The organism is Klebsiella sp. CN_Kp106 (assembly GCF_040064575.1).
GTDB classification, from domain to species: Bacteria; Pseudomonadota; Gammaproteobacteria; order Enterobacterales; family Enterobacteriaceae; genus Klebsiella; species Klebsiella michiganensis.
This window is the reverse complement of the sequence record NZ_JBEAIG010000049.1, coordinates 85,279-103,665: the sequence shown is the minus strand read 5'-3', so window position 1 is coordinate 103,665 and position 18,387 is coordinate 85,279. Positions and strand designations below refer to the sequence as shown.

Here is an 18,387-nt window from a genome sequence, read left to right as displayed (position 1 = left end):
GTTCGCTCGCGGCCAAATTTGATGCGCTCATTATACATAACCAGATGAATTTTTTGTTGCAGCGCTACTTTCCCTTTGACCTTTTCGGGGCACGATCGTCATTATAAAAAATATCTGGTATAGACCAAATGGTGAAAACAATGACTTCGCGTAATTATCTGCTGCTGACGCCCGGACCGCTAACCACTTCCCGTACGGTAAAAGAGGCGATGCTGTTCGATAGCTGTACCTGGGACGACGACTACAATCTCGGCGTCGTTCAGGTCATTCGCCAACGGCTGGTGGAACTGGCGACACCCGCTAACGGCTACACCTCAGTACTGCTGCAAGGCAGCGGCAGCTATGCGGTTGAAGCGGTGCTCGGTAGCGCGATCGGCGCGCAGGGGAAAGTGCTGATTATCAGCAACGGCGCCTACGGCGCGCGCATGATCGAGATGGCGAAACTGATGTGCATTGCGCACCATCCCTACGACTGCGGCGAAGTGGCGCGGCCGGACGCGGCGGCGATCGAACGGATCCTGCAAACCGACCCGGCGATCACCCATATCGCCATGGTGCATAGCGAAACCACGACCGGCATGCTCAACCCGATCGAAGAGGTCGCCGCGCTGGCGAAACGTTACGACAAACGCTACATCGTCGATGCCATGAGCAGCTTCGGCGGCATTCCCATGGACGTCGCCGCCCTGAATATCGATTATCTGATCAGCTCCGCCAACAAATGCATTCAGGGTGTGCCGGGCTTCGCCTTCGTCATTGCCCGGGAGGCGGAACTGGCAAACTGCCAGGGCCGCTCGCGCTCGCTGTCGCTGGATCTGTACGCCCAGTGGCGCTGCATGGAGGATAACCACGGCAAGTGGCGCTTCACCTCACCGACCCATACCGTGCTGGCCTTTGCCCAGGCGCTGAAGGAGCTGGCGGAGGAAGGCGGCGTGCGCGCACGTCATCAGCGTTACAGCACGAACCAGCGGCGTCTGGTGGCGGGAATGCGTACGCTAGGCTTTCAGCCGCTGCTCGACGATAGCCTGCACTCGCCGATCATCACCGCGTTTTACTCCCCGGATGCGCCGCAGTATCGCTTTAAGGATTTCTATCAGCGGCTTAAAGAGCAGGGTTTCGTGATCTATCCGGGCAAGGTGTCGCAAAGCGACTGCTTCCGTATCGGCAACATCGGCGAAGTGTACGACGCCGACATCACCGCCCTGCTGGCGGCCATCAAAAACGCCATGTACTGGCAATGCTAAGGAACCGTCATGAACCGTATTAACGCCGTTATTCTTGATTGGGCAGGCACCACCGTCGACTTTGGCTCCTTCGCGCCGACGCAGATTTTCGTTGAGGCCTTCCGTCAGGCTTTTGCCGTGGAGATTACGCTCGAAGAAGCCAGGGTGCCGATGGGTCTCGGCAAATGGCAGCATATTGAAGCGCTGGGGAAACTGCCCGCCGTGGACGCCCGCTGGCAGGCGAAGTTTGGCCGGGCGATGAACGCTGCCGATATCGACGCGATCTATGCTGCTTTTATGCCGCTGCAGATTGCCAAAGTTGTCGATTTTTCTGCGCCGATCGCCGGGGTTGTCGACACCATTGCCGCGCTGCGCGCCGAAGGCATAAAAATTGGCTCCTGTTCCGGCTATCCGCGTCCGGTGATGGAAAAGCTGGCGCCGGCCGCCGCCGCTCAGGGCTATGCGCCTGACCACTGGGTGGCGACGGACGACCTCGCCGTCGGGGGACGGCCAGGCCCGTGGATGGCGTTACAGAACGTCATTGTCCTCGGCATCGACTCGGTAGCCCACTGCGTCAAGGTTGATGATTCCGCTCCCGGCATTACCGAAGGATTAAACGCCGGAATGTGGAGCGTGGGTCTGGCGGTTTCCGGTAACGAATTCGGCGCCAGCTGGGAGGAATATCAGCAGATGAGCGCCGAAGAGATCGCCGCCCGCCGCGAGCACGCCGCCGGGAAGCTGTACGCCGCCGGGGCGCACTATGTGGTAGATACGCTGGCGGATTTGCCGGGCGTGATTGCCGACATCAACCGTCGTCTGGCGCAGGGCGAACGCCCGTAGTTTTATTGACGATTCGCCTGACTGCGGCCCCATTACACTCGTACTTTCGTCGCCACCAGCAGGCCGGTCAGCAGCATCAACGTACCGGAGAGGACCAGCGGCGAGAGCAGACCAAGGTGATCCAGCGCCACGCCGCCAACCGCGGCGCCGCAGGTGTTGGCCAGCTGGATCACCGCCACCTGAATCGACCCGGCTTTCTCCGCCTGATCGGACAGGGAGCGGGTGATCCACGTTGACCAGCCAACCGGTATCAACGCGAAGGCAAAGCCCCAGATAACGGCAACCGTCGACGCCACGATTTTACTCTCCCCCCACAGTACCAGCACCGCCGCGCTGATGGCCAGCACCACCGGGGCAACCGCCAGCGCCGCTTTCACCGATCTTTTGAGCAGCATCGAAGAGAGCGAGGTGCCGACGAAGCTGGCGATGCCGAAGCTCAACAGCACCAGCGTCAGGCCGTCAACGTCAAAGCCCGCCAGCGTCATATACACCGGGCGAATATAGGTAAAGAAGGCGAACTGGCCGGCGAAGGCCATAAAAATGGCGCACATCCCGGCCATCACGCCGGGGCGCTTTAGCAGGCCGAACATATTTTGCTGCGCCGAGGTCGACTCGCCCGGCAGAGACGGCAGCGCCTTCAGCACCCAAATCGTACAGACCACCCCCATCACCGCGGCGCCGTTAAAGACGTTACGCCAGCCGATAATCCCACCGAGAAAGCTGCCCAGCGGCGCGGCGATCACCAGCGCTATCGATACCGCGCCAAAAATGACCGACAGGGCTTTGGGCACCACGCGCATCGGCACCAGCCGCATGGTGAGCGACGCCGACATCGCCCAAAAGCCGCCCAGCGCCAGCCCGAGGCAGGCGCGGCCGAGCAGCAATAACGCAAAGCTGTTAGCAAAAGAGACCAGCAGGCAGGAAAGGGTCAGCAGAACCGAAAACAGAATCACCACGTAGCGGCGATCGGTACTGCGGATAATCGAGGTGATAAACAGGCTGGCAAACATCGCCACGAACGCCGTGGTGGTGACCGACTGTCCGGCAACCCCTTCGGAGATGCCTAAATCCTGCGCCATCGGCGTGAGCAGGCTTACCGGCAGGAACTCAACGGTAATCAGGCAGGCCACGCAGAAGGCCACCGCAAAAACCGCCGACCAGTTGGGTCGCGCCGACTGATGAGCCTGTGGCGTAGAGGCATTCGAAGGAGTCATAAGTTACCTGCATGGTTGAACACGGGGAAGCCGCGCAGTGTAACATTTTAAATGTGACGAATTTAACGTTTTGACAACTTTTCAGGCCTTGCAAAGCTCCTGCGTAGCTGCTCGCATAACCGGAAAATCACGTTCTTAGGTATTTCAGAACAGTAAGAGGAAGAAATAACATAGCACTTGGTGCTATATTTATGGTTACAGGATGTCAGCCAATGCGTGTTTTTAAAACGAAATGGTTTACCAGGGAAGCCCGGGCCCATGCGATTGATGATGGCGAACTCTGCAAAGCGATTGAAGCCATTCTCCAGGGAAAAGCAGATAACCTTGGTGGCGGCGTTTACAAAAAACGCCTCAATAAAAATCGCGATCGCGCAATTATTCTGGCAAAGGGCGCTGAGCATTGGTTTTACACATTTTTATACGCCAAACAGGATATCGCCAATATCGATAACCGAGAACTCGCGGCGTTCCGTGAGTTAGCCAGGCATTATTCCCTTCTCAGCGAGGAGAAAATGGCGGCATTGGTTAAGAGAAAAGAATTGGTGGAGATTTGTCATGACTGCAAAAACTAAATTCAAAAGCCCCGCCTTTGAAGCTATCCATAGCGCTGCAGCAAGTTTATACAGTGTTGATGCGATCGCGCAGGAGACAATGCGCAGCTTTGATGAAACATGCATCAGCCGCGTAAGCGATTTCCAACCTGGTGAAATTAAGGCTCTACGTGACCAACTCAACGTCAGTCAGCCGGTTTTTGCCCGCTATCTGAACACCAGCGTTTCCACGGTCCAAAAATGGGAAAGCGGGGCAAAACGCCCCGGTGGGCTGGCACTGAAATTACTCACCATCGTGCAAAAACATGGGTTAGAGGTACTGGCATGATGGCTTTGTTGCGATGACTTATGCACCGGTGGCCTCGTCGGCGTGACGTTTAACGAAGCCAACAGTGCACCGGAAAGTGATATCAGTGCAGCCAGTGGACGCCATCCTCCGGCAAAAACAGCGCGTTATAGCGCTCCTGCAAAGCGTGCAGGTCGCTCACTTCCGGCTCCAGCTCGCGAAGAAAACCTTGTGCCAGGCGGATTTGCGCTTCGGTAATCGGCGCCGCGAGGCGGGACTTTTTCATCAGCCGATACCAGTAGTGCAGGTTCTGCTCGCTGCCGTCGACGATAGCGACCTGCCAGACCAGCAGCACCTGCGCGGCATTTTGCAAATGCGCTTCATTCGGCCGCTCCAGGTAGCGCAGATACTCGTTGCCGGCGGTTTTTCCCAGCTGATCGATCATCGATTCCAGCGGTACCGGCGTAATGCCTAATCGTTCGCTCAGACGGCGAATCGCACGGCGTGAATCAGAGGTAAGCACCCGAAATCCCACAACAAATACCACTATCAGCGTGGCCAGTCCTAACCAGATCATGCATCCTCTCATTCAATCGCAGCCCCACTATCATAATGGGAAATTGCCCGCTGTCGACTGCCGGACGTACCATAATGTGACTTATCGCGGCCCCGTATCGCTATCATCAAACCGCCCGGCAAGAGGCATAAAAAAGCCCGGCGCAGGGGCCGGGCAACGTGACTCACACCCAATGACTCAGGCAGTCTGCAACGTTTGCGTCTTTTTCTGACGGCGGATTTTACGTTCCTCAAACACCGCGACGATGGCCATCAGGCAGATGCAGCCAATCGCCGCCGCATCCAGCGCCGCAAAGGTGCCCGCCCAGCCGGTGAGGCCGAAAATCGGCGTACCGTCGGCAATCATCCCGAGGCCCAGCTTGGCGAAGCTGTCGCCGATCAGATAGGCGAAGGTGCCCTTGATCCCGTCGGCAGCGCCAATCGCCTTTTTCGGCACGAAACCTACCGCGGCAACGCCGATCAGCAGCTGGGGGCCAAACACCAGGAAGCCCAGCGCAAACAGCGAGGCGAGATAAACGTATTGGTTACTGGCGTGCTGATAAACCCCCAGGGTGGCGATAATCAACGCCAGCGCAACGCAGGCCACCAGCGCGCGACGACCGTTTGCCAGATCCGACAGCCAGCCCCACAGCAGCGTGCCGACCAGCGCGCCCACTTCAAACAGGGTAAAGCCCTGAATCGCCACCTCTTTGGAGAGCTTCAGCTCCTGGAAAGCGTAAACGGTGGACCACTGGTCGATACCGATGCGCACCACGTACAGGAAGATATTGGAGAAGCACAGCAGCCAGATGACTTTGTTCTTCAGTACGTACTCGACGAAGATCTGCCATTTGGTCATGGCGTTCTCTTCCGTCTCTTTATCCTCTTCGCTGATCTCTTCGCCAAACAGCTCTTCGGCGTTACCGAGACCGTAGGATTCCGGGGAGTCGCTGCCGAAGCGCAGGCCGATAAAACCGACGATCAGCGCGATAATCGACGGGAAGATAAACATCCCGATCACGTGGCCGTCGAACAGGTAGTTGGCGCCAAACAGCGCTACGCCCGCCGCGCCGGCGCCGCCGAGGTTGTGAGAAATATTCCAGAAGCCGAGGAAGGTGCCGCGCTTACGGCGAGGCGTCCACTTGGTAATAGTCGAATAGCTGCATGAGCCGCCAGTGCTCTGGAAAAAGCCGCTCAGAGCGTAGAAGGCGATCATCAGGAACAGGCTGGTCGACCCTGCACCCATGCTGGCGCTGAAGCCAAGCATACAGATGGCCGAAAGGATCAGCATAAACGGTAGAAACTGCTTGGTGTTCTTACCGTCTGCGTAGTAAGAAACCAGCGTTTTACCCACGCCGTAGGTGATTGAGAATCCGAGACCGATCATCCCCAGCTGCGTCATGCTCAACCCGTAGGTGGAGATCATGTCGTTCTGCGCGATGTTAAAGTTTTTGCGGATCAGGTACATGGTCAGATAGCCGATGAAAACCACCAGATACGACTGCATGAACGGTTTGAACCACATTTTGCGCCGCGCTTCGAGCGGCAGGTCCAGGGTTGGCTTACGCACCTGGTTTAAGAAGGCCAGCATGATTGGGTGACTCCTGAGCTGATTTAGTACCTGCGAATGGCAGGCATTGTAAAAATCAGCCGGGAGACTCGCCTGAGACAGCGTCCAGGCGAAACCGGGAAAATTTCTTAGTTTTACGCCCTTCGGCGAAGAAAGGTGAAGTGGGTCACGCTTCTCGCGGCGCCTGGGCGTTTAAAAACGGCAGCAGCAGCAGGGCGGAAATGCCGGCGGCAATGGCGATAACCACGAAAAAGCCGCTCCAGTGCCAGATTTCCATCACCTGCGCCAGCGGCCAGCCGGAGAGCGATGCGCCAAGATAGGCAAACAGGCCAACAAAGCCGGTTGCCGCCCCCGCCGCCTCTTTGTGCGAGCACTCCGCCGCCGCCATGCCGATCAGCATCTGTGGGCCAAAAACGAAAAAGCCGGTCGTGAAGAAGCAGGCCGCCTGCATCACGTAGCTGGCGAACGGCATCAGCCAGAGGCCGCCCACCGACAGCAAAATACCGGCGGCGAAAATCAGGTTCATCGGCCCGCGGTTGCCGTTAAACAGTTTATCCGAGCCCCAGCCCGCCACCAGCGCGCCGATAAAGCCGCCCACCTCGAACATGGTGACCGCCGAATTCGCCGTGACCAGATCGACGCCGAGCGTTTCCGACATATACAGGTTGCCCCAGTCGTTAATCGCCGCGCGCACCACGTACACCAGCACGTAGCACAGCGAGAGCAGCCAGATATAGGGATTCAGCAGCACGTATTTGGTGAGGATCTCTTTACGGGTCAGGCCAGCCCCTTCCTGCTGCTGGGCAATCTCCAGTTCATCGTGCCGCCAGTCGCCCACGGCGGGCAGTCCTACCGCCTGCGGCCGGTCGCGCAGCCGCCAGCAGAGAAACAGCCCGGCGAGGATCGCCAGCATGCCGGCAATCATCATCCCCGTTCGCCAACCGTAGTGCAGCGCCGCCGCGCCAACCACCATCGGGATCAGCGCCCCGCCGACGTTATGCGCCGTATTCCACAGCGCCCACCAGCCGCCGCGTTCGGTGCGCGAATACCAGGTCGTCAGCAAACGGGCGCACACCGGCGAGCCCCAGCCCTGGAAGAAGGCGTTCAGCGCCCACAGCAGCGCGAAGGCCCACAGCGAAGTGGAAAAGCCAAACAGAATATTCACCACGCCGGTAGCGACCAAACCGATGCCCATAAAATAGCGGGCGTTAGAGCGGTCGCTGACGATACCGGAGAAAAATTTCGACAGCCCGTAGGTGATGTAGAACAGCGTTGCCAGCAGGCCGATATCGCTGCGCGTCAGCACGTTGCTGGCGAGGATTTCCGGCACGGCGGCGTTAAAGCTTTTACGCGTAAAATAAAACAGCGCATAGCCCAGCCAGATGGTCAGCAGAATATGCCGACGCCAGTAGCGGTAGCGCGCGTCCAGCGCCGGTTTGTCGGTAATCGGCGGAGCATCGGGCGGGGATTTCAAAAAGGCAAACATCGTCGCTCCTCAGGCGTAGCGCAGCGGCAGGCTGACGCAAACGCGGGTGCCGTGGGTGCAGGAGATGGTTAAGGTGCCGCCCAGCGCGCTGACGCGCTCGCGCATGCCGGTCAGGCCGAAGCCCTGCTGACCGGAGCCCGGCGGCAGGCCGCAGCCGTCATCCTCCAGCACCAGCATCAGTCGCTGCTCCTGCTGCCAGCCCTGCAGCGTGACGGCGCTGGCGCTGGCGTGTTTGACGATATTATTCAGCCCTTCCTGGCAGACGCGGAACAGGGTGACGCGCTGGTTTTCGCTCAGCAGCGACTCATCAATGCGCCACGCCAGATGGCTGACCATACCGCGGTCCTCCAGCTCCATTTCGCGCATCAGCGAACGCACCGCCTGTTCAAGCGTCAGGTCGTCCAGCTGGCGCGGGCGCAGGCGGCCCAGCAGGCGGCGTACCGAATCATAGACGCCGAGCGAAAGCTGCTCAATCAGCTGGCCGCTCTGCCTGACGCTGGCGCTGTTGGGCGCCAGACGCTGGACGATCCCCGCCTGAGTACGGATGGCGGTGATGGTCTGGCCGATATCATCGTGCAGCTCGCGGGCCACCTCGCGGCGCACGCTCTCTTCGGTTTCCAGCAGGCGTTCCGCCAGCCGCTGGTTACGCACCAGCTCGTTTTGCAGCGACTGATTCAGCTCGCGCAGCCGCTGAATGCCAGCGCCCAGCAGCAGGCCCGTCAGGCTTTGCGCCAGCAGCGAAAGCAGCAAATCCACCGGATGATCGTGCCAGCTCTGGCTGGCAATCAGCGCGATGGCGTTCATCAGGGTCGCGATCAGCGCGCCCTGCCAGCCGTAGTGCCAGGCCAGGGCGATAATAGGCAGCGCCAGGCAGAAGGGCGTAAATCGCGAGAGCTCGGCGGGCAGCCCCAGCTGGAGCCAGAGGCTGACGCTGAACAGCAGCAGGTACCAGATAAGATGCCGCCCGCGCCAGTTTACCGGCTGCGAGACCAGCGATGGCCCCAGCGGCCGCCAGACGGTACTGGTAAGGTAGTGCCAGATAACCAGGCAGGTAGGCGCCAGCGTCAGGCCGCCGGTCAGGGTCAGCAGCAGCGCGTTCAGCCCCTCCTTGCCTTCCGGCAGCCACGGCAGCGACTGGAGCAGCGCAGCGGCGATCAGCGCCCCTCCCTGGCGCAGCAGGGTGAGCCAGTCGCGCTGCTGGCGATAGCGCGAAATCAGCGCCACCGGCAGCAGGGTCAACAGACTTCCGGTCATCAATATTATCGGGTGCGCCAGCGCCACTTCCTGCGTCAGCCAGAAGATCAGCAGCCACTCAGCGCCCAGCAGAACCGGCCAGTAGCCGCGCGGACACTGCAGCATCAGGCCAAGACGCAGGCCAAAGGGGAAAAGCAGCACCGCAAGGTCGGCACGCTCCACCAGGTGCAGGCTGATGCTCCACAGGCAAAACCACGCGGCGGAAAAGATAAAGCAACAGCCGATAACCGAGAGCAGCCGGGAGAGAAAGGCGTTCATTGCCAGCTATCGAACATGCGGCGCGCCAGCTCGACGTCGTTGCTGACGCCCAGCTTTTCCAGCAGATTAGCGCGATGAACGTGCACGGTTTTTGGCGACAGGCCCAGCTCGGCGGCAATCTCTTTTACCGCCATCCCCTGCGCCAGCTTTTCCGCCACCTCGCGTTCGCGTTTGGTGAGCGGGTCTCGTCGCCCGGCCGCCAGCTTCATGGCGATATCCGGCGTCAGGTAGCAGCCGCCGGCCGCCACGGTGCGGACGGCGGCGATCAGCTCATCCGGGCTGCAGCGCTTGGAGAGAAAGCCGCGCGCGCCGGCGTTCAGCGCCTGCTCCACCAGCGCCGGGCTGTCGTGCACCGACAGCATCACGATCGCCATCCCTTTCGGTAGCTGGCTTAACAGCTCAAGCCCGGAGATATCCGGCATCGAGATATCGCAGATACAGACCTGCACGCCGCGGCCGGGCAGCCCCGCCAGCGCTTCGCGCCCGGAACCGAATTCGGCGACGACCTGAAAATCGGCTTCCAGCCCCAGCAGTTGGGCAAAGCCGGAGCGGACGATAAGATGATCGTCAATAAGGGCGATTGTGGTCATGGCGATTCCTGGGGAGGATAAAAAACGCGCTTACCTTAACGGTATAAACGTCATCCTTCAAGCTGCCTCTGTTCCCCCCAGTCACTGACTTCAGTCAGCTCCCGGGGGATTCTCAGAGTTGCCGCCCTGATGCGGCTTGAGTGATTTTGTTTATCGCGCGCAGCGGATCAAGCCGCGAGCGATTATTCGAAGAACACCGCGATTTTGCTGAACATGGAGGGATCGGACTGATTGCGCACCACCTTCTCAACGTCTTCCAGCTTTTCGATCTGGCTAATCATCTGCCCGAGGCGCTGATCGTCGTTGACCAGTAGCCAGATGCGGCTCTGGTTGCTGTCCGGGATCGGCAGACAAAGAATGCCTTCCACGTTAAATGCGCGGCGGGCAAACAGGCCGCAAACGTGGGTCATCACGCCAGGGTGGTTGCGCACGGTGAGCTGTAGAATAACGTTTTCATGAGTCGCTTGTTGCATGGCTTATTCCCCCACCATTTCAGTATTGGCCGCACCCGGCGGTACCATCGGATACACTTTTTCTTCGGCATCGATACGCACGTGGATCAGCGCCGGACCCGGGCGGTCGATAATCGCCTGCAGCGCCGCCTGCGGATCGGCTTCGTTATTTAAATCACAGGTTTGCAGACCAAAACCGGCGGCGATCTGCATAAAGTTGACCATGCCAGGATAGGTCGCGGCGAACACGCCCTGCTTATAGAACAGGCTCTGCTGCTGGTGAACCAGCCCCAGCGCTTCGTTATTCATCAGGATGATTTTTACGTCCAGCTGATTTTCCGCCGCGGTAGCCATTTCCTGAATGTTCATCATCAGGCTGCCATCGCCGGAGAAGCAGATGACCTTGCGCTGCGGGTTAGCCAGCGCCGCGCCTACCGCGGCAGGCAGACCAAAGCCCATGGTGCCGAGGCCGCCGGAGGTCAGCCACTGGCGCGGGCGGTTGAGCGGATACGCCTGCGCGACCCACATCTGGTGCTGGCCGACGTCGGTGGTCACGATTGCCTCATCGTCAACGCAGGCGGCAACGGCGTTAATCAGGCCATAGTGGGTAAGCGGGTCTTGCTCCTGCGGAATGGTGCAGGGGAACTCCCGCTGCAGATCGGCCACCAGCTGCAGCCATTCGCTGCGCGGCTGCGCCTCGACCTGCGGGATCAGCTGCGCCAGCACTTCGCCAACATCGCCCTGAATCGCTACGTGCGGCTGTTTGATTTTACCCAGCTCAGAGCGGTCGATATCAACGTGGATAATTTTCGCGTTCGGGCAGAACTGCTCGGTTTTACCAATCGCCCGGTCATCAAAACGGGCGCCTAAAACAACCAATAAATCAGCCTCTTGCAAAATAAAATTGGTGCTGCGCGCGCCGTGCATCCCCAGCATGCCCAGCGACAGCGGATGCGCTTTCGGCAGCATCCCCAGCGCCATCAGGGTCTGGGTGGTTGGCAGGTTGGCTTTTTCCGCCAGTTGCCGAATGGGCTCAGGCGCGTTGATCGCCCCACCGCCCAGATAGAGTACCGGACGCTGCGCGGCGTTAATCATCGCCGCCGCTTCACGCACGCTGGCGCTATCGAACGTCGGAGGCGCCGTACGGGCGCCGGGTTCCGGCAGGGCGTCAAGCTCAATGGTCGCGGCCTGAACATCCTTAGGAATATCTATCCACACCGGCCCTGGTCGCCCGGACTGCGCGATGCGAAACGCGTCGCTTATCACCTGCGGCAGCTCAGCAATGTTGCGTACCAGATAGTTATGTTTCGTGATGGGGATAGAGATACCGTAGGTGTCGACTTCCTGGAAAGCGTCGGTGCCGATCATTGAGGCCGGAACCTGGCCGGTAATGCACACCAGCGGAATCGAATCCAGACGGGCGTCGGCGATAGCGGTGATCAGGTTAGTGGCTCCCGGGCCGCTACAGGCCATACACACCGCCGGTTTGCCCTCGGTGCGCGCCATGCCCTGGGCAATAAACCCCGCGCCCTGCTCGTGACGCGCCAGAATATGGCGGATCTGCGTGCTTTGGCTTAACGCATCGTAAATGGGAAGGATGGAGCCGCCCGGAATGCCGCTGACCGTGGTGATCCCCTGACGCTCCAGTAAATGAACGACTAACTGTGCGCCAGTGAAGCGCATTTTTTGTGATGTTGTGCCCGAACTTGCCATGCTCCAGTCCTTTTATTCTGGGCCGACTTACCGGGGGGCATGAAACGAAAAACCCCGCTCGGTTTGCGCCGGCGGGGTTTGGAATTCGTGTTGTTCCGGACCCTACGGCGCGTTGCCGACGACGACCACCACAGACACGACGACCACCGCGGCAGGCGCGGTTAGTAGTAGGGTCGAAGTCAGCGTGGTAGCGTTCATGAGGGACCTGTTGTCTCAAAAAAGGAATGAATTTATACAAACACAGCTTTTGTCATTTCACAATGGATTTATTTTCAACCAGGAGAAACTGCGCGGAAGATCACATTAATTTGCGGCGGGATAAAAACAAAAAACCCCGCCGCGGCGAGGTTTTCTGTTCGGTGTTTTTACGGTTGGTAGCCGCAAGCACACTGTATTACGTCAACGAAAAAAGTATACGCGATCGGGGAAGAAGGCGCAATTTTCACGATGGTTTTTGCTGATTTAGAGTATGGATCGCATATACAAATTTGTCCAAAAAATACTGTTCATATATACAGTATTCATTCTATACTGAGGGGGTACGCAGGGGGAATCTGGGGCCGCACTTTTACCGGCGCAAAAAAGTCCTGGCTGAAACGGGTGGTGCCGTCAGCGCCTTAACCCCAGAAGAGCACACTGTGTTACGTCAACAAATACCCCGAATTATTGAGTCCGCCACCGGCAGGTGGCGCCTGAATATGACGGGTATACCCTGGCTGGCAACAGGCGGCGGAAAGGTACGCCAGCCGGTTGTGCTCCTGAACCAGAGGAGACGCGTATGGGCGGAGTGGATATCGTTGTTCTGATCCTGAAACTCATGGTTGCCGTGTTGCAACTACTTGATGCAGTCCTGAAGCAGTTCCGCTGATTCAGGTTCAAGTCGCACCTGAGAGGGGCGGGAAACCGCCCCTCTACAGGCTAACCTGACGGAGAAAAATTATGGCATCGTTGTTGATCGCCGCTATCACCCCGGACGAACCCGGTTTTTCGGCGCTCCGCGCCGAAAGCCTGGCGCAAAACCTGAACATGCTGCGTCGCCTGGCGGAGAACTGGCAGAACGGGGAAAACCGTTTTAACGCGCCGGGAGAAAAGCTGCTGGGGGCTTTTGCGCACGGGCAGCTGGTCGGCGTGTGCGGGCTTAACATCGACCCTTTTAGCCAGCAGCCGCGGGCCGGTCGCATCCGCCATTTGTATATCGCCGATCGCCATCGTCGGCAGGGGATCGGGCATCAGCTGCTGGTCTCGGTTATCACCCACTCCGGCAGCAGCTTTGATTTTCTCAACACCCATGCGCCGTCAACGGCCTGGTCGTTTTATGAAAATCTGGGATTTCGCCCGATATATGATGAACCCCGGGTCACCCATCGTCTGTTCTGTTCGCTCTAGCCGCCACTGGCTGCTGAAGAGTGCGCATGTTACAGTCCGTTGACGATTTATTCCCCAGCGCCAGGCCGCAATGACCATTACCGTATTCTGTATTTTGCTGTTCGCCGCCCTGCTTCACGCCAGCTGGAACGCTATCGTTAAAGCCAGCGGCGATAAAATGTACGCAGCGGTAGGCGTTAGCGGCTCTGCCTCGCTCATCGCCCTGGTTCTGCTCCCTTTTGCCCCCCAACCCACGCTCGCCAGCGTGCCGTTTCTTGCCGTCTCCTGCGCGCTACAGGTGGTGTATACGGTGCTGGTGGCAAAAACCTATCAGGTCTCGGATATGAGCCAGACCTATCCGCTGATGCGCGGGACCGCCCCGCTACTGGTGGCGATAATCAGCGTCGCCTTTCTTGGCGACACTCTCTCCCCGCTGGCGTGGCTGGGCATCGGCGTCATCTGCCTGGCGATTCTGGCGATGGCCTTTAACGGGCGCGCCAGTTCGAGCCGGGGTATCGTACTGGCGCTGATCAACGCCTGCTTCATTGCGGGCTACACGCTGGTTGACGGAACCGGTGTGCGGCTTTCAGAAACCGCGCTGGGCTATACCCTGTGGACCTTTTTTATGAACGGCTTCTGTCTGCTGGGCTGGGCGATGATTGCCCGGCGCCCGCAGGCCAGCCGCTATCTGCGCCAGCACTGGAAGAAAGGCATGGTCGGCGGCGTCGGTACCATGGGCTCCTATGGCCTGGCGCTGTGGGCAATGACCCAGGCGCCGCTGGCGGTGGTGGCCGCCCTGCGCGAAACCTCGATTCTTTTTGGCGCAGTTATCGCGTTTATCCTGTTGAAAGAGAAGGTAGTTCCATTGCGCATCGCCGCCGCCTGCGGCATTGCCGCCGGGGCGATTCTGCTGCGGCTGTCTTAATCCACACATGGCAACATTAGTTGCCGACTTTCGTTTACAAAACCTGCCTGAACATCCCCGACAATCCCCCCTTACAGGGTTGTTCTGTCATTTTTATGTGGTAGATTCCTCCATCGTTTAGCGGGTGTGCCAGTCACATATTCTTCATCTTCAACTTTATACAAAGTATTCATCGACATGAAACGGCATAAGAACTTCAATTTGTTGTTGATGCTGGTGCTGCTGGTGGCCGTAGGCCAGATGGCGCAGACCATTTATATTCCGGCGATTGCCGATATGGCGATATCGCTCAACGTTCGCGAAGGCGCGGTGCAGAGCGTGATGGCCGCTTATCTGCTGACCTACGGCGTCTCGCAGCTTTTCTACGGCCCGCTCTCCGATCGCGTTGGCCGCCGCCCGGTGATCCTGGTGGGAATGTCCATTTTTATGCTGGCGACGCTGGTTGCCATTACCACCCATAGCCTGCCGGTGCTGATTGCCGCCAGCGCAATGCAGGGGATGGGTACCGGCGTCGGCGGCGTGATGGCGCGAACCCTGCCGCGCGATCTGTATGAAGGGGCGCAGCTCAGGCACGCCAATAGCCTGCTGAATATGGGGATTCTGGTTAGCCCGCTGCTCGCGCCGCTGATTGGCGGCATTCTCGATACCTTATGGAACTGGCGGGCCTGCTTCGTATTTCTGCTGGTACTTTGCGCCGGCGTCACCTTCAGCATGGCGCGCTGGATGCCGGAAACCCGGCCCACCGGCGCGCCGCGTACCCGGCTCATCACCAACTATAAAACGCTGTTCGGTACCGGCGCGTTCAACTGCTATCTGCTGATGCTGATCGGCGGCCTGGCGGGCATTGCCGTGTTCGAAGCCTGTTCCGGCGTGCTGATGGGCGCGGTACTGGGTCTGAGCAGTATGTCGGTCAGCATTCTGTTTATTCTGCCGATCCCGGCGGCGTTCTTTGGCGCCTGGTTTGCCGGCCGGCCGAACAAACGCTTCCCGACGCTGATGTGGCAGTCGGTGATTTGCTGCCTGCTGGCGGGGGTGCTGATGTGGATCCCTGGCCTGCTGGGCGTGATGACCGTCTGGACCCTGCTGGTTCCCGCCGCGCTATTCTTTTTTGGCGCGGGGATGCTGTTCCCGCTGGCAACCAGCGGCGCGATGGAGCCCTTCCCGTTCCTCGCCGGCACCGCCGGGGCGCTGGTGGGCGGGCTGCAGAATATCGGTTCCGGCGTGCTGGCGTGGCTGTCGGCGATGATGCCGCAAACCGGTCAGGGCAGCCTCGGCCTGCTGATGATGCTGATGGGATTGCTGATTCTGCTGTGCTGGCTGCCGCTGGCGTCGCGCTTTCATCAACACCAGCAGCCGGTTTAAGGCTTCATTGCGGGTTCCCCGGGTCGCGACGCGGGGCGTCTTACCCGGGCTACAAAATGACGGACGCCGATGAACCCGTAGCCCGGCTAAGCGCAGCGCAAGCCGGGAAGCGGTGGCGAATTATCAGCCCCGGCATATTTCCCGGAGGCGGCGCCTGACGCGCCTGTCCGGGCTACCGGCCCGCAAACGGAGGTAAACCCGTAGCCCGGTCAGCGCAGCGCCACCGGGATGAAACTAAGCCGGTCATCATAATTGCGCCTGACTCTGCAGCCAGTGGATAAAGGCGTCAATTTTCGGCCACTGACGGCCCGGCAGGGTCGTCACGTAGTAGTGCTGATGGCACTTCAGGGTCATCTCGCCGAACGGTGCGATCAGCTCGCCGCTCTCCAGGCGCTTTTGCACCAGCCGCTTACGCCCCATCGCCACGCCAACGTGATTCATCGCGGCAATCACCGCTAAATCCGAACGATCGAAGCCAATACCCGACGATTGCGGCAAATCTACGCAAAATGTCTGCGCCCAGCTGAACCACTCATCGGTGCCGGAATCGTTGCTCCACGCCTGACGATCGTGCAGCAGCGTACAGTGACGAAGATTGCCGGGGTTCTGCTGTAGCTGATGCTGGCGCGCGTAATCCGCCGTGCAGACCGGTACGATGGCCTCATCCATCAGAAAATGGTGGCTCAGCTGCGAGGAAGGCGCATCATCGAAGTAGATTGCCAGATCGATGCCCGCGCGCTGCATATTGACGTTATCGTTGCCGGTCAGCACGGTAAGCGAGATCGACGGATAGCGGCGGGTAAAATCGCCGAGCGCGGGAACAAGCCAGCACTGGGCGATGGACGGGCGCGAATAGACCGTTAACGTCCCCGACAGCTCCTGGTTTTTAATATCCAGAATTTCCTGGTTCAGGCTATCCAGCGAGGACTTCAGCGCCCAGAACACCCGCTTACCTTCATGCGTCAGCTCTACTTTGCGGTGCGAACGCACAAACAACTGGATCCCCAGCTCTTCTTCCAGCTGATTGATACGGTGGCTCACCGCGCTGGGCGTCAGCGACAGCTCCTCCGCCGCCAGCGCAAACGACTCATGCCGGGCGGCGACTTCAAAGGTATACAGCTTCGATAGCTGCCAGCCGTTAAGCAGGCGAGTGCCTAACTCTTTTAGCGTCTCCATCTCTTACTCCTTCACTATTCCCCGCCGAGTGTAAGAAATTTTTCGCGCCAGCTGCGCGTTAAAGATGAATAAAAGTGATGCATAGCACACATAACAGACAATTTTAGAGCAAAATCACCTTTTTGATTCAATCTGACTCACCTGAAGGGCCGTTTATATCGTTTGTCAGCGCGTGCCGTTTTTCTGTTCAATACCCATAGATTATTCACAGGCGAGGTGGGGTATGGAATCTCAGATCTGGGTTGTGAGCACGCTGCTGATCAGCATCGTGTTGATTGTATTAACTATCGTCAAACTGAAGTTTCACCCGTTTCTGGCGCTACTGCTGGCAAGCTTTTTCGTCGGCGCCATGATGGGCATGAGCCCGCTGGATATGGTTAACGCCATTGAGAGCGGGATTGGCGGCACGCTGGGCTTCCTTGCGGCGGTGATTGGGCTGGGGACGATTCTCGGCAAAATGATGGAGGTCTCCGGCGCAGCGGAACGTATTGGCCTGACGCTCCAGCGCTGCCGCTGGCTGTCCGCCGACGTCATTATGGTGCTGGTGGGCCTGATTTGCGGGATCACCCTGTTCGTTGAAGTGGGCGTGGTGCTGCTGATTCCGCTGGCGTTTTCCATTGCCAAAAAGACCAACACGTCGCTGCTGAAGCTGGCCATCCCGCTGTGTACAGCGCTGATGGCGGTGCACTGCGTGGTGCCGCCGCATCCGGCTGCGCTGTTCGTCGCCAACAAGCTGGGCGCGGATATCGGAACGGTGATCGTTTACGGTCTGCTGGTGGGCCTGCTGGCTTCGCTGGTCGGCGGCCCGCTGTTCCTGCGGCTGCTCGGCAACCGCCTGCCGTTTAAAGCGGTACCGGCTGAGTTTGCCAACCTCGAAGTACGCAAAGAAGAGACCCTGCCGTCGCTGGGCGCCACGCTGTTTACGGTGCTGCTGCCGATCGGCCTGATGCTGGTAAAAACCATCGCCGAACTGAATATGACCAAAGGCGGCACGCTGTATATGCTGCTGGAGTTTATCGGCAACCCGATCACCGCCATGTTTATCGCCGTCTTTGTGGCCTACTACGTGCTGGGCATCCGCCAGAATATGGGCATGAGCACCCTGCTGACGCATACGGAAAACTGTTTCGGTTCTATCGCCAATATCCTGCTGATTATCGGCGCAGGCGGGGCCTTTAACGCCATTCTGAAAACCAGCGGCCTGGCCGATACGTTGGCGGTGATTCTGTCGAACCTCGATATGCACCCGATTCTGCTGGCCTGGCTGGTGGCGCTGATTCTGCATGCCGCCGTCGGTTCCGCCACCGTCGCCATGATGGGCGCAACCGCCATCGTCGCGCCGATGCTGCCGCTCTATCCCGGCGTGAGCCCTGAAATCATCGCTATCGCCATCGGCTCCGGCGCGATTGGCTGCACTATCGTGACGGATTCCCTGTTCTGGCTGGTTAAGCAGTACTGCGGGGCAAGCCTTAACGAAACGTTCAAATACTATACCACGGCGACCTTTATCGCTTCGCTGCTTGCACTGGCCGGTACATTCCTGCTTTCTTTCATCATCTGAGCGCAA

Annotated in this window: 19 protein-coding genes; 9 read left to right on the top strand and 10 right to left on the bottom strand. The window is 59.0% G+C overall.

What is annotated here, in order from left to right; translation table 11 throughout:
* The first annotated feature begins 140 nt into the window (after positions 1-140).
* The gene (gene phnW / locus ABLU96_RS15500) at positions 141-1,244 is read left to right on the top strand and encodes a 2-aminoethylphosphonate--pyruvate transaminase (RefSeq protein WP_048262986.1); all 1,104 of its coding nucleotides are present in this window, start codon (positions 141-143) and stop codon (positions 1,242-1,244) included.
* 9 nt (positions 1,245-1,253) lie between these two features.
* Entirely contained in the window at positions 1,254-2,063 is an 810-nt protein-coding gene (phnX, locus tag ABLU96_RS15495; protein ID WP_004855618.1) for a phosphonoacetaldehyde hydrolase, read from the top strand.
* 32 nt (positions 2,064-2,095) lie between these two features.
* Here the strand turns inward: phnX and nepI are convergent, their stop codons facing one another.
* Positions 2,096-3,277, bottom strand: coding sequence for a purine ribonucleoside efflux pump NepI (gene nepI / locus ABLU96_RS15490; RefSeq protein WP_049084188.1), 1,182 nt, complete (start codon positions 3,275-3,277; stop codon positions 2,096-2,098).
* A gap of 212 nt (positions 3,278-3,489) precedes the next feature.
* Between nepI and ABLU96_RS15485 the strand changes: the two genes are divergently transcribed.
* Together ABLU96_RS15485 and ABLU96_RS15480 are read left to right on the top strand one after the other, a co-directional pair.
* Positions 3,490-3,849, top strand: a complete 360-nt coding sequence (locus tag ABLU96_RS15485) for a type II toxin-antitoxin system RelE/ParE family toxin (protein WP_004855621.1) — start codon at positions 3,490-3,492, stop codon at positions 3,847-3,849.
* A complete protein-coding gene (locus tag ABLU96_RS15480) occupies positions 3,833-4,156 on the top strand; it encodes a DNA-binding transcriptional regulator (RefSeq protein WP_064406027.1) in 324 nt (107 codons plus the stop codon). The genes ABLU96_RS15485 and ABLU96_RS15480 overlap by 17 nt, the downstream gene beginning before the upstream one ends.
* Positions 4,157-4,238: 82 nt before the next feature.
* Here ABLU96_RS15480 and ABLU96_RS15475 read toward each other — a convergent pair whose 3' ends face one another.
* From ABLU96_RS15475 to ivbL, 8 genes are all read right to left on the bottom strand, one after another.
* Positions 4,239-4,691, bottom strand: coding sequence for a DUF1198 domain-containing protein (locus tag ABLU96_RS15475; RefSeq protein ID WP_025107571.1), 453 nt, complete (start codon positions 4,689-4,691; stop codon positions 4,239-4,241).
* Positions 4,692-4,868: 177 nt separating this feature from the next.
* On the bottom strand, positions 4,869-6,260 hold the full coding sequence (gene uhpT / locus ABLU96_RS15470; protein ID WP_004126843.1) for a hexose-6-phosphate:phosphate antiporter: 1,392 nt from the start codon (positions 6,258-6,260) through the stop codon (positions 4,869-4,871).
* 145 nt (positions 6,261-6,405) lie between these two features.
* Entirely contained in the window at positions 6,406-7,725 is a 1,320-nt protein-coding gene (locus ABLU96_RS15465) for an MFS transporter (RefSeq protein ID WP_032751824.1), read from the bottom strand.
* 9 nt (positions 7,726-7,734) lie between these two features.
* On the bottom strand, positions 7,735-9,216 hold the full coding sequence (uhpB, locus tag ABLU96_RS15460; RefSeq protein WP_162557350.1) for a signal transduction histidine-protein kinase/phosphatase UhpB: 1,482 nt from the start codon (positions 9,214-9,216) through the stop codon (positions 7,735-7,737).
* 17 nt (positions 9,217-9,233) lie between these two features.
* Positions 9,234-9,827 (bottom strand): transcriptional regulator UhpA, encoded by a 594-nt coding sequence (gene uhpA, locus ABLU96_RS15455; protein ID WP_004107112.1) that lies wholly within the window; start codon positions 9,825-9,827, stop codon positions 9,234-9,236.
* A gap of 182 nt (positions 9,828-10,009) precedes the next feature.
* Positions 10,010-10,300 carry an acetolactate synthase small subunit gene (ilvN, locus tag ABLU96_RS15450; protein ID WP_004855635.1) on the bottom strand — a complete coding sequence of 97 codons (291 nt, stop codon included), beginning with the start codon at positions 10,298-10,300 and terminating at the stop codon, positions 10,010-10,012.
* Between the two features lie 3 nt (positions 10,301-10,303).
* Positions 10,304-11,992, bottom strand: coding sequence for an acetolactate synthase large subunit (ilvB, locus tag ABLU96_RS15445; RefSeq protein ID WP_064357591.1), 1,689 nt, complete (start codon positions 11,990-11,992; stop codon positions 10,304-10,306).
* Positions 11,993-12,094: 102 nt separating this feature from the next.
* The gene (gene ivbL, locus ABLU96_RS15440; protein WP_004107123.1) at positions 12,095-12,190 is read right to left on the bottom strand and encodes an ilvB operon leader peptide IvbL; all 96 of its coding nucleotides are present in this window, start codon (positions 12,188-12,190) and stop codon (positions 12,095-12,097) included.
* A 580-nt stretch (positions 12,191-12,770) separates the two neighbouring features.
* Between ivbL and tisB the strand changes: the two genes are divergently transcribed.
* The 4 genes from tisB to emrD all read left to right on the top strand — a co-directional run bounded on the left by tisB (position 12,771) and on the right by emrD (position 15,644).
* The gene (tisB, locus tag ABLU96_RS15435; protein WP_004107126.1) at positions 12,771-12,860 is read left to right on the top strand and encodes a type I toxin-antitoxin system toxin TisB; all 90 of its coding nucleotides are present in this window, start codon (positions 12,771-12,773) and stop codon (positions 12,858-12,860) included.
* A 71-nt stretch (positions 12,861-12,931) separates the two neighbouring features.
* Complete coding sequence (locus ABLU96_RS15430) at positions 12,932-13,378, top strand: GNAT family N-acetyltransferase (protein ID WP_064406029.1); 447 nt, start codon at positions 12,932-12,934, stop codon at positions 13,376-13,378.
* 70 nt (positions 13,379-13,448) lie between these two features.
* Positions 13,449-14,282 carry a DMT family transporter gene (locus ABLU96_RS15425; protein ID WP_047722793.1) on the top strand — a complete coding sequence of 278 codons (834 nt, stop codon included), beginning with the start codon at positions 13,449-13,451 and terminating at the stop codon, positions 14,280-14,282.
* Between the two features lie 177 nt (positions 14,283-14,459).
* On the top strand, positions 14,460-15,644 hold the full coding sequence (emrD, locus tag ABLU96_RS15420) for a multidrug efflux MFS transporter EmrD (RefSeq protein ID WP_004855651.1): 1,185 nt from the start codon (positions 14,460-14,462) through the stop codon (positions 15,642-15,644).
* Positions 15,645-15,890: 246 nt separating this feature from the next.
* On the opposite strand, the gene dsdC is transcribed toward emrD, so the two are convergent.
* Positions 15,891-16,820 (bottom strand): DNA-binding transcriptional regulator DsdC, encoded by a 930-nt coding sequence (gene dsdC / locus ABLU96_RS15415; RefSeq protein ID WP_009654317.1) that lies wholly within the window; start codon positions 16,818-16,820, stop codon positions 15,891-15,893.
* Between the two features lie 223 nt (positions 16,821-17,043).
* Between dsdC and dsdX the strand changes: the two genes are divergently transcribed.
* On the top strand, positions 17,044-18,381 hold the full coding sequence (gene dsdX / locus ABLU96_RS15410; protein ID WP_004116631.1) for a D-serine transporter DsdX: 1,338 nt from the start codon (positions 17,044-17,046) through the stop codon (positions 18,379-18,381).
* The last annotated feature ends 6 nt before the right edge of the window (positions 18,382-18,387 follow it).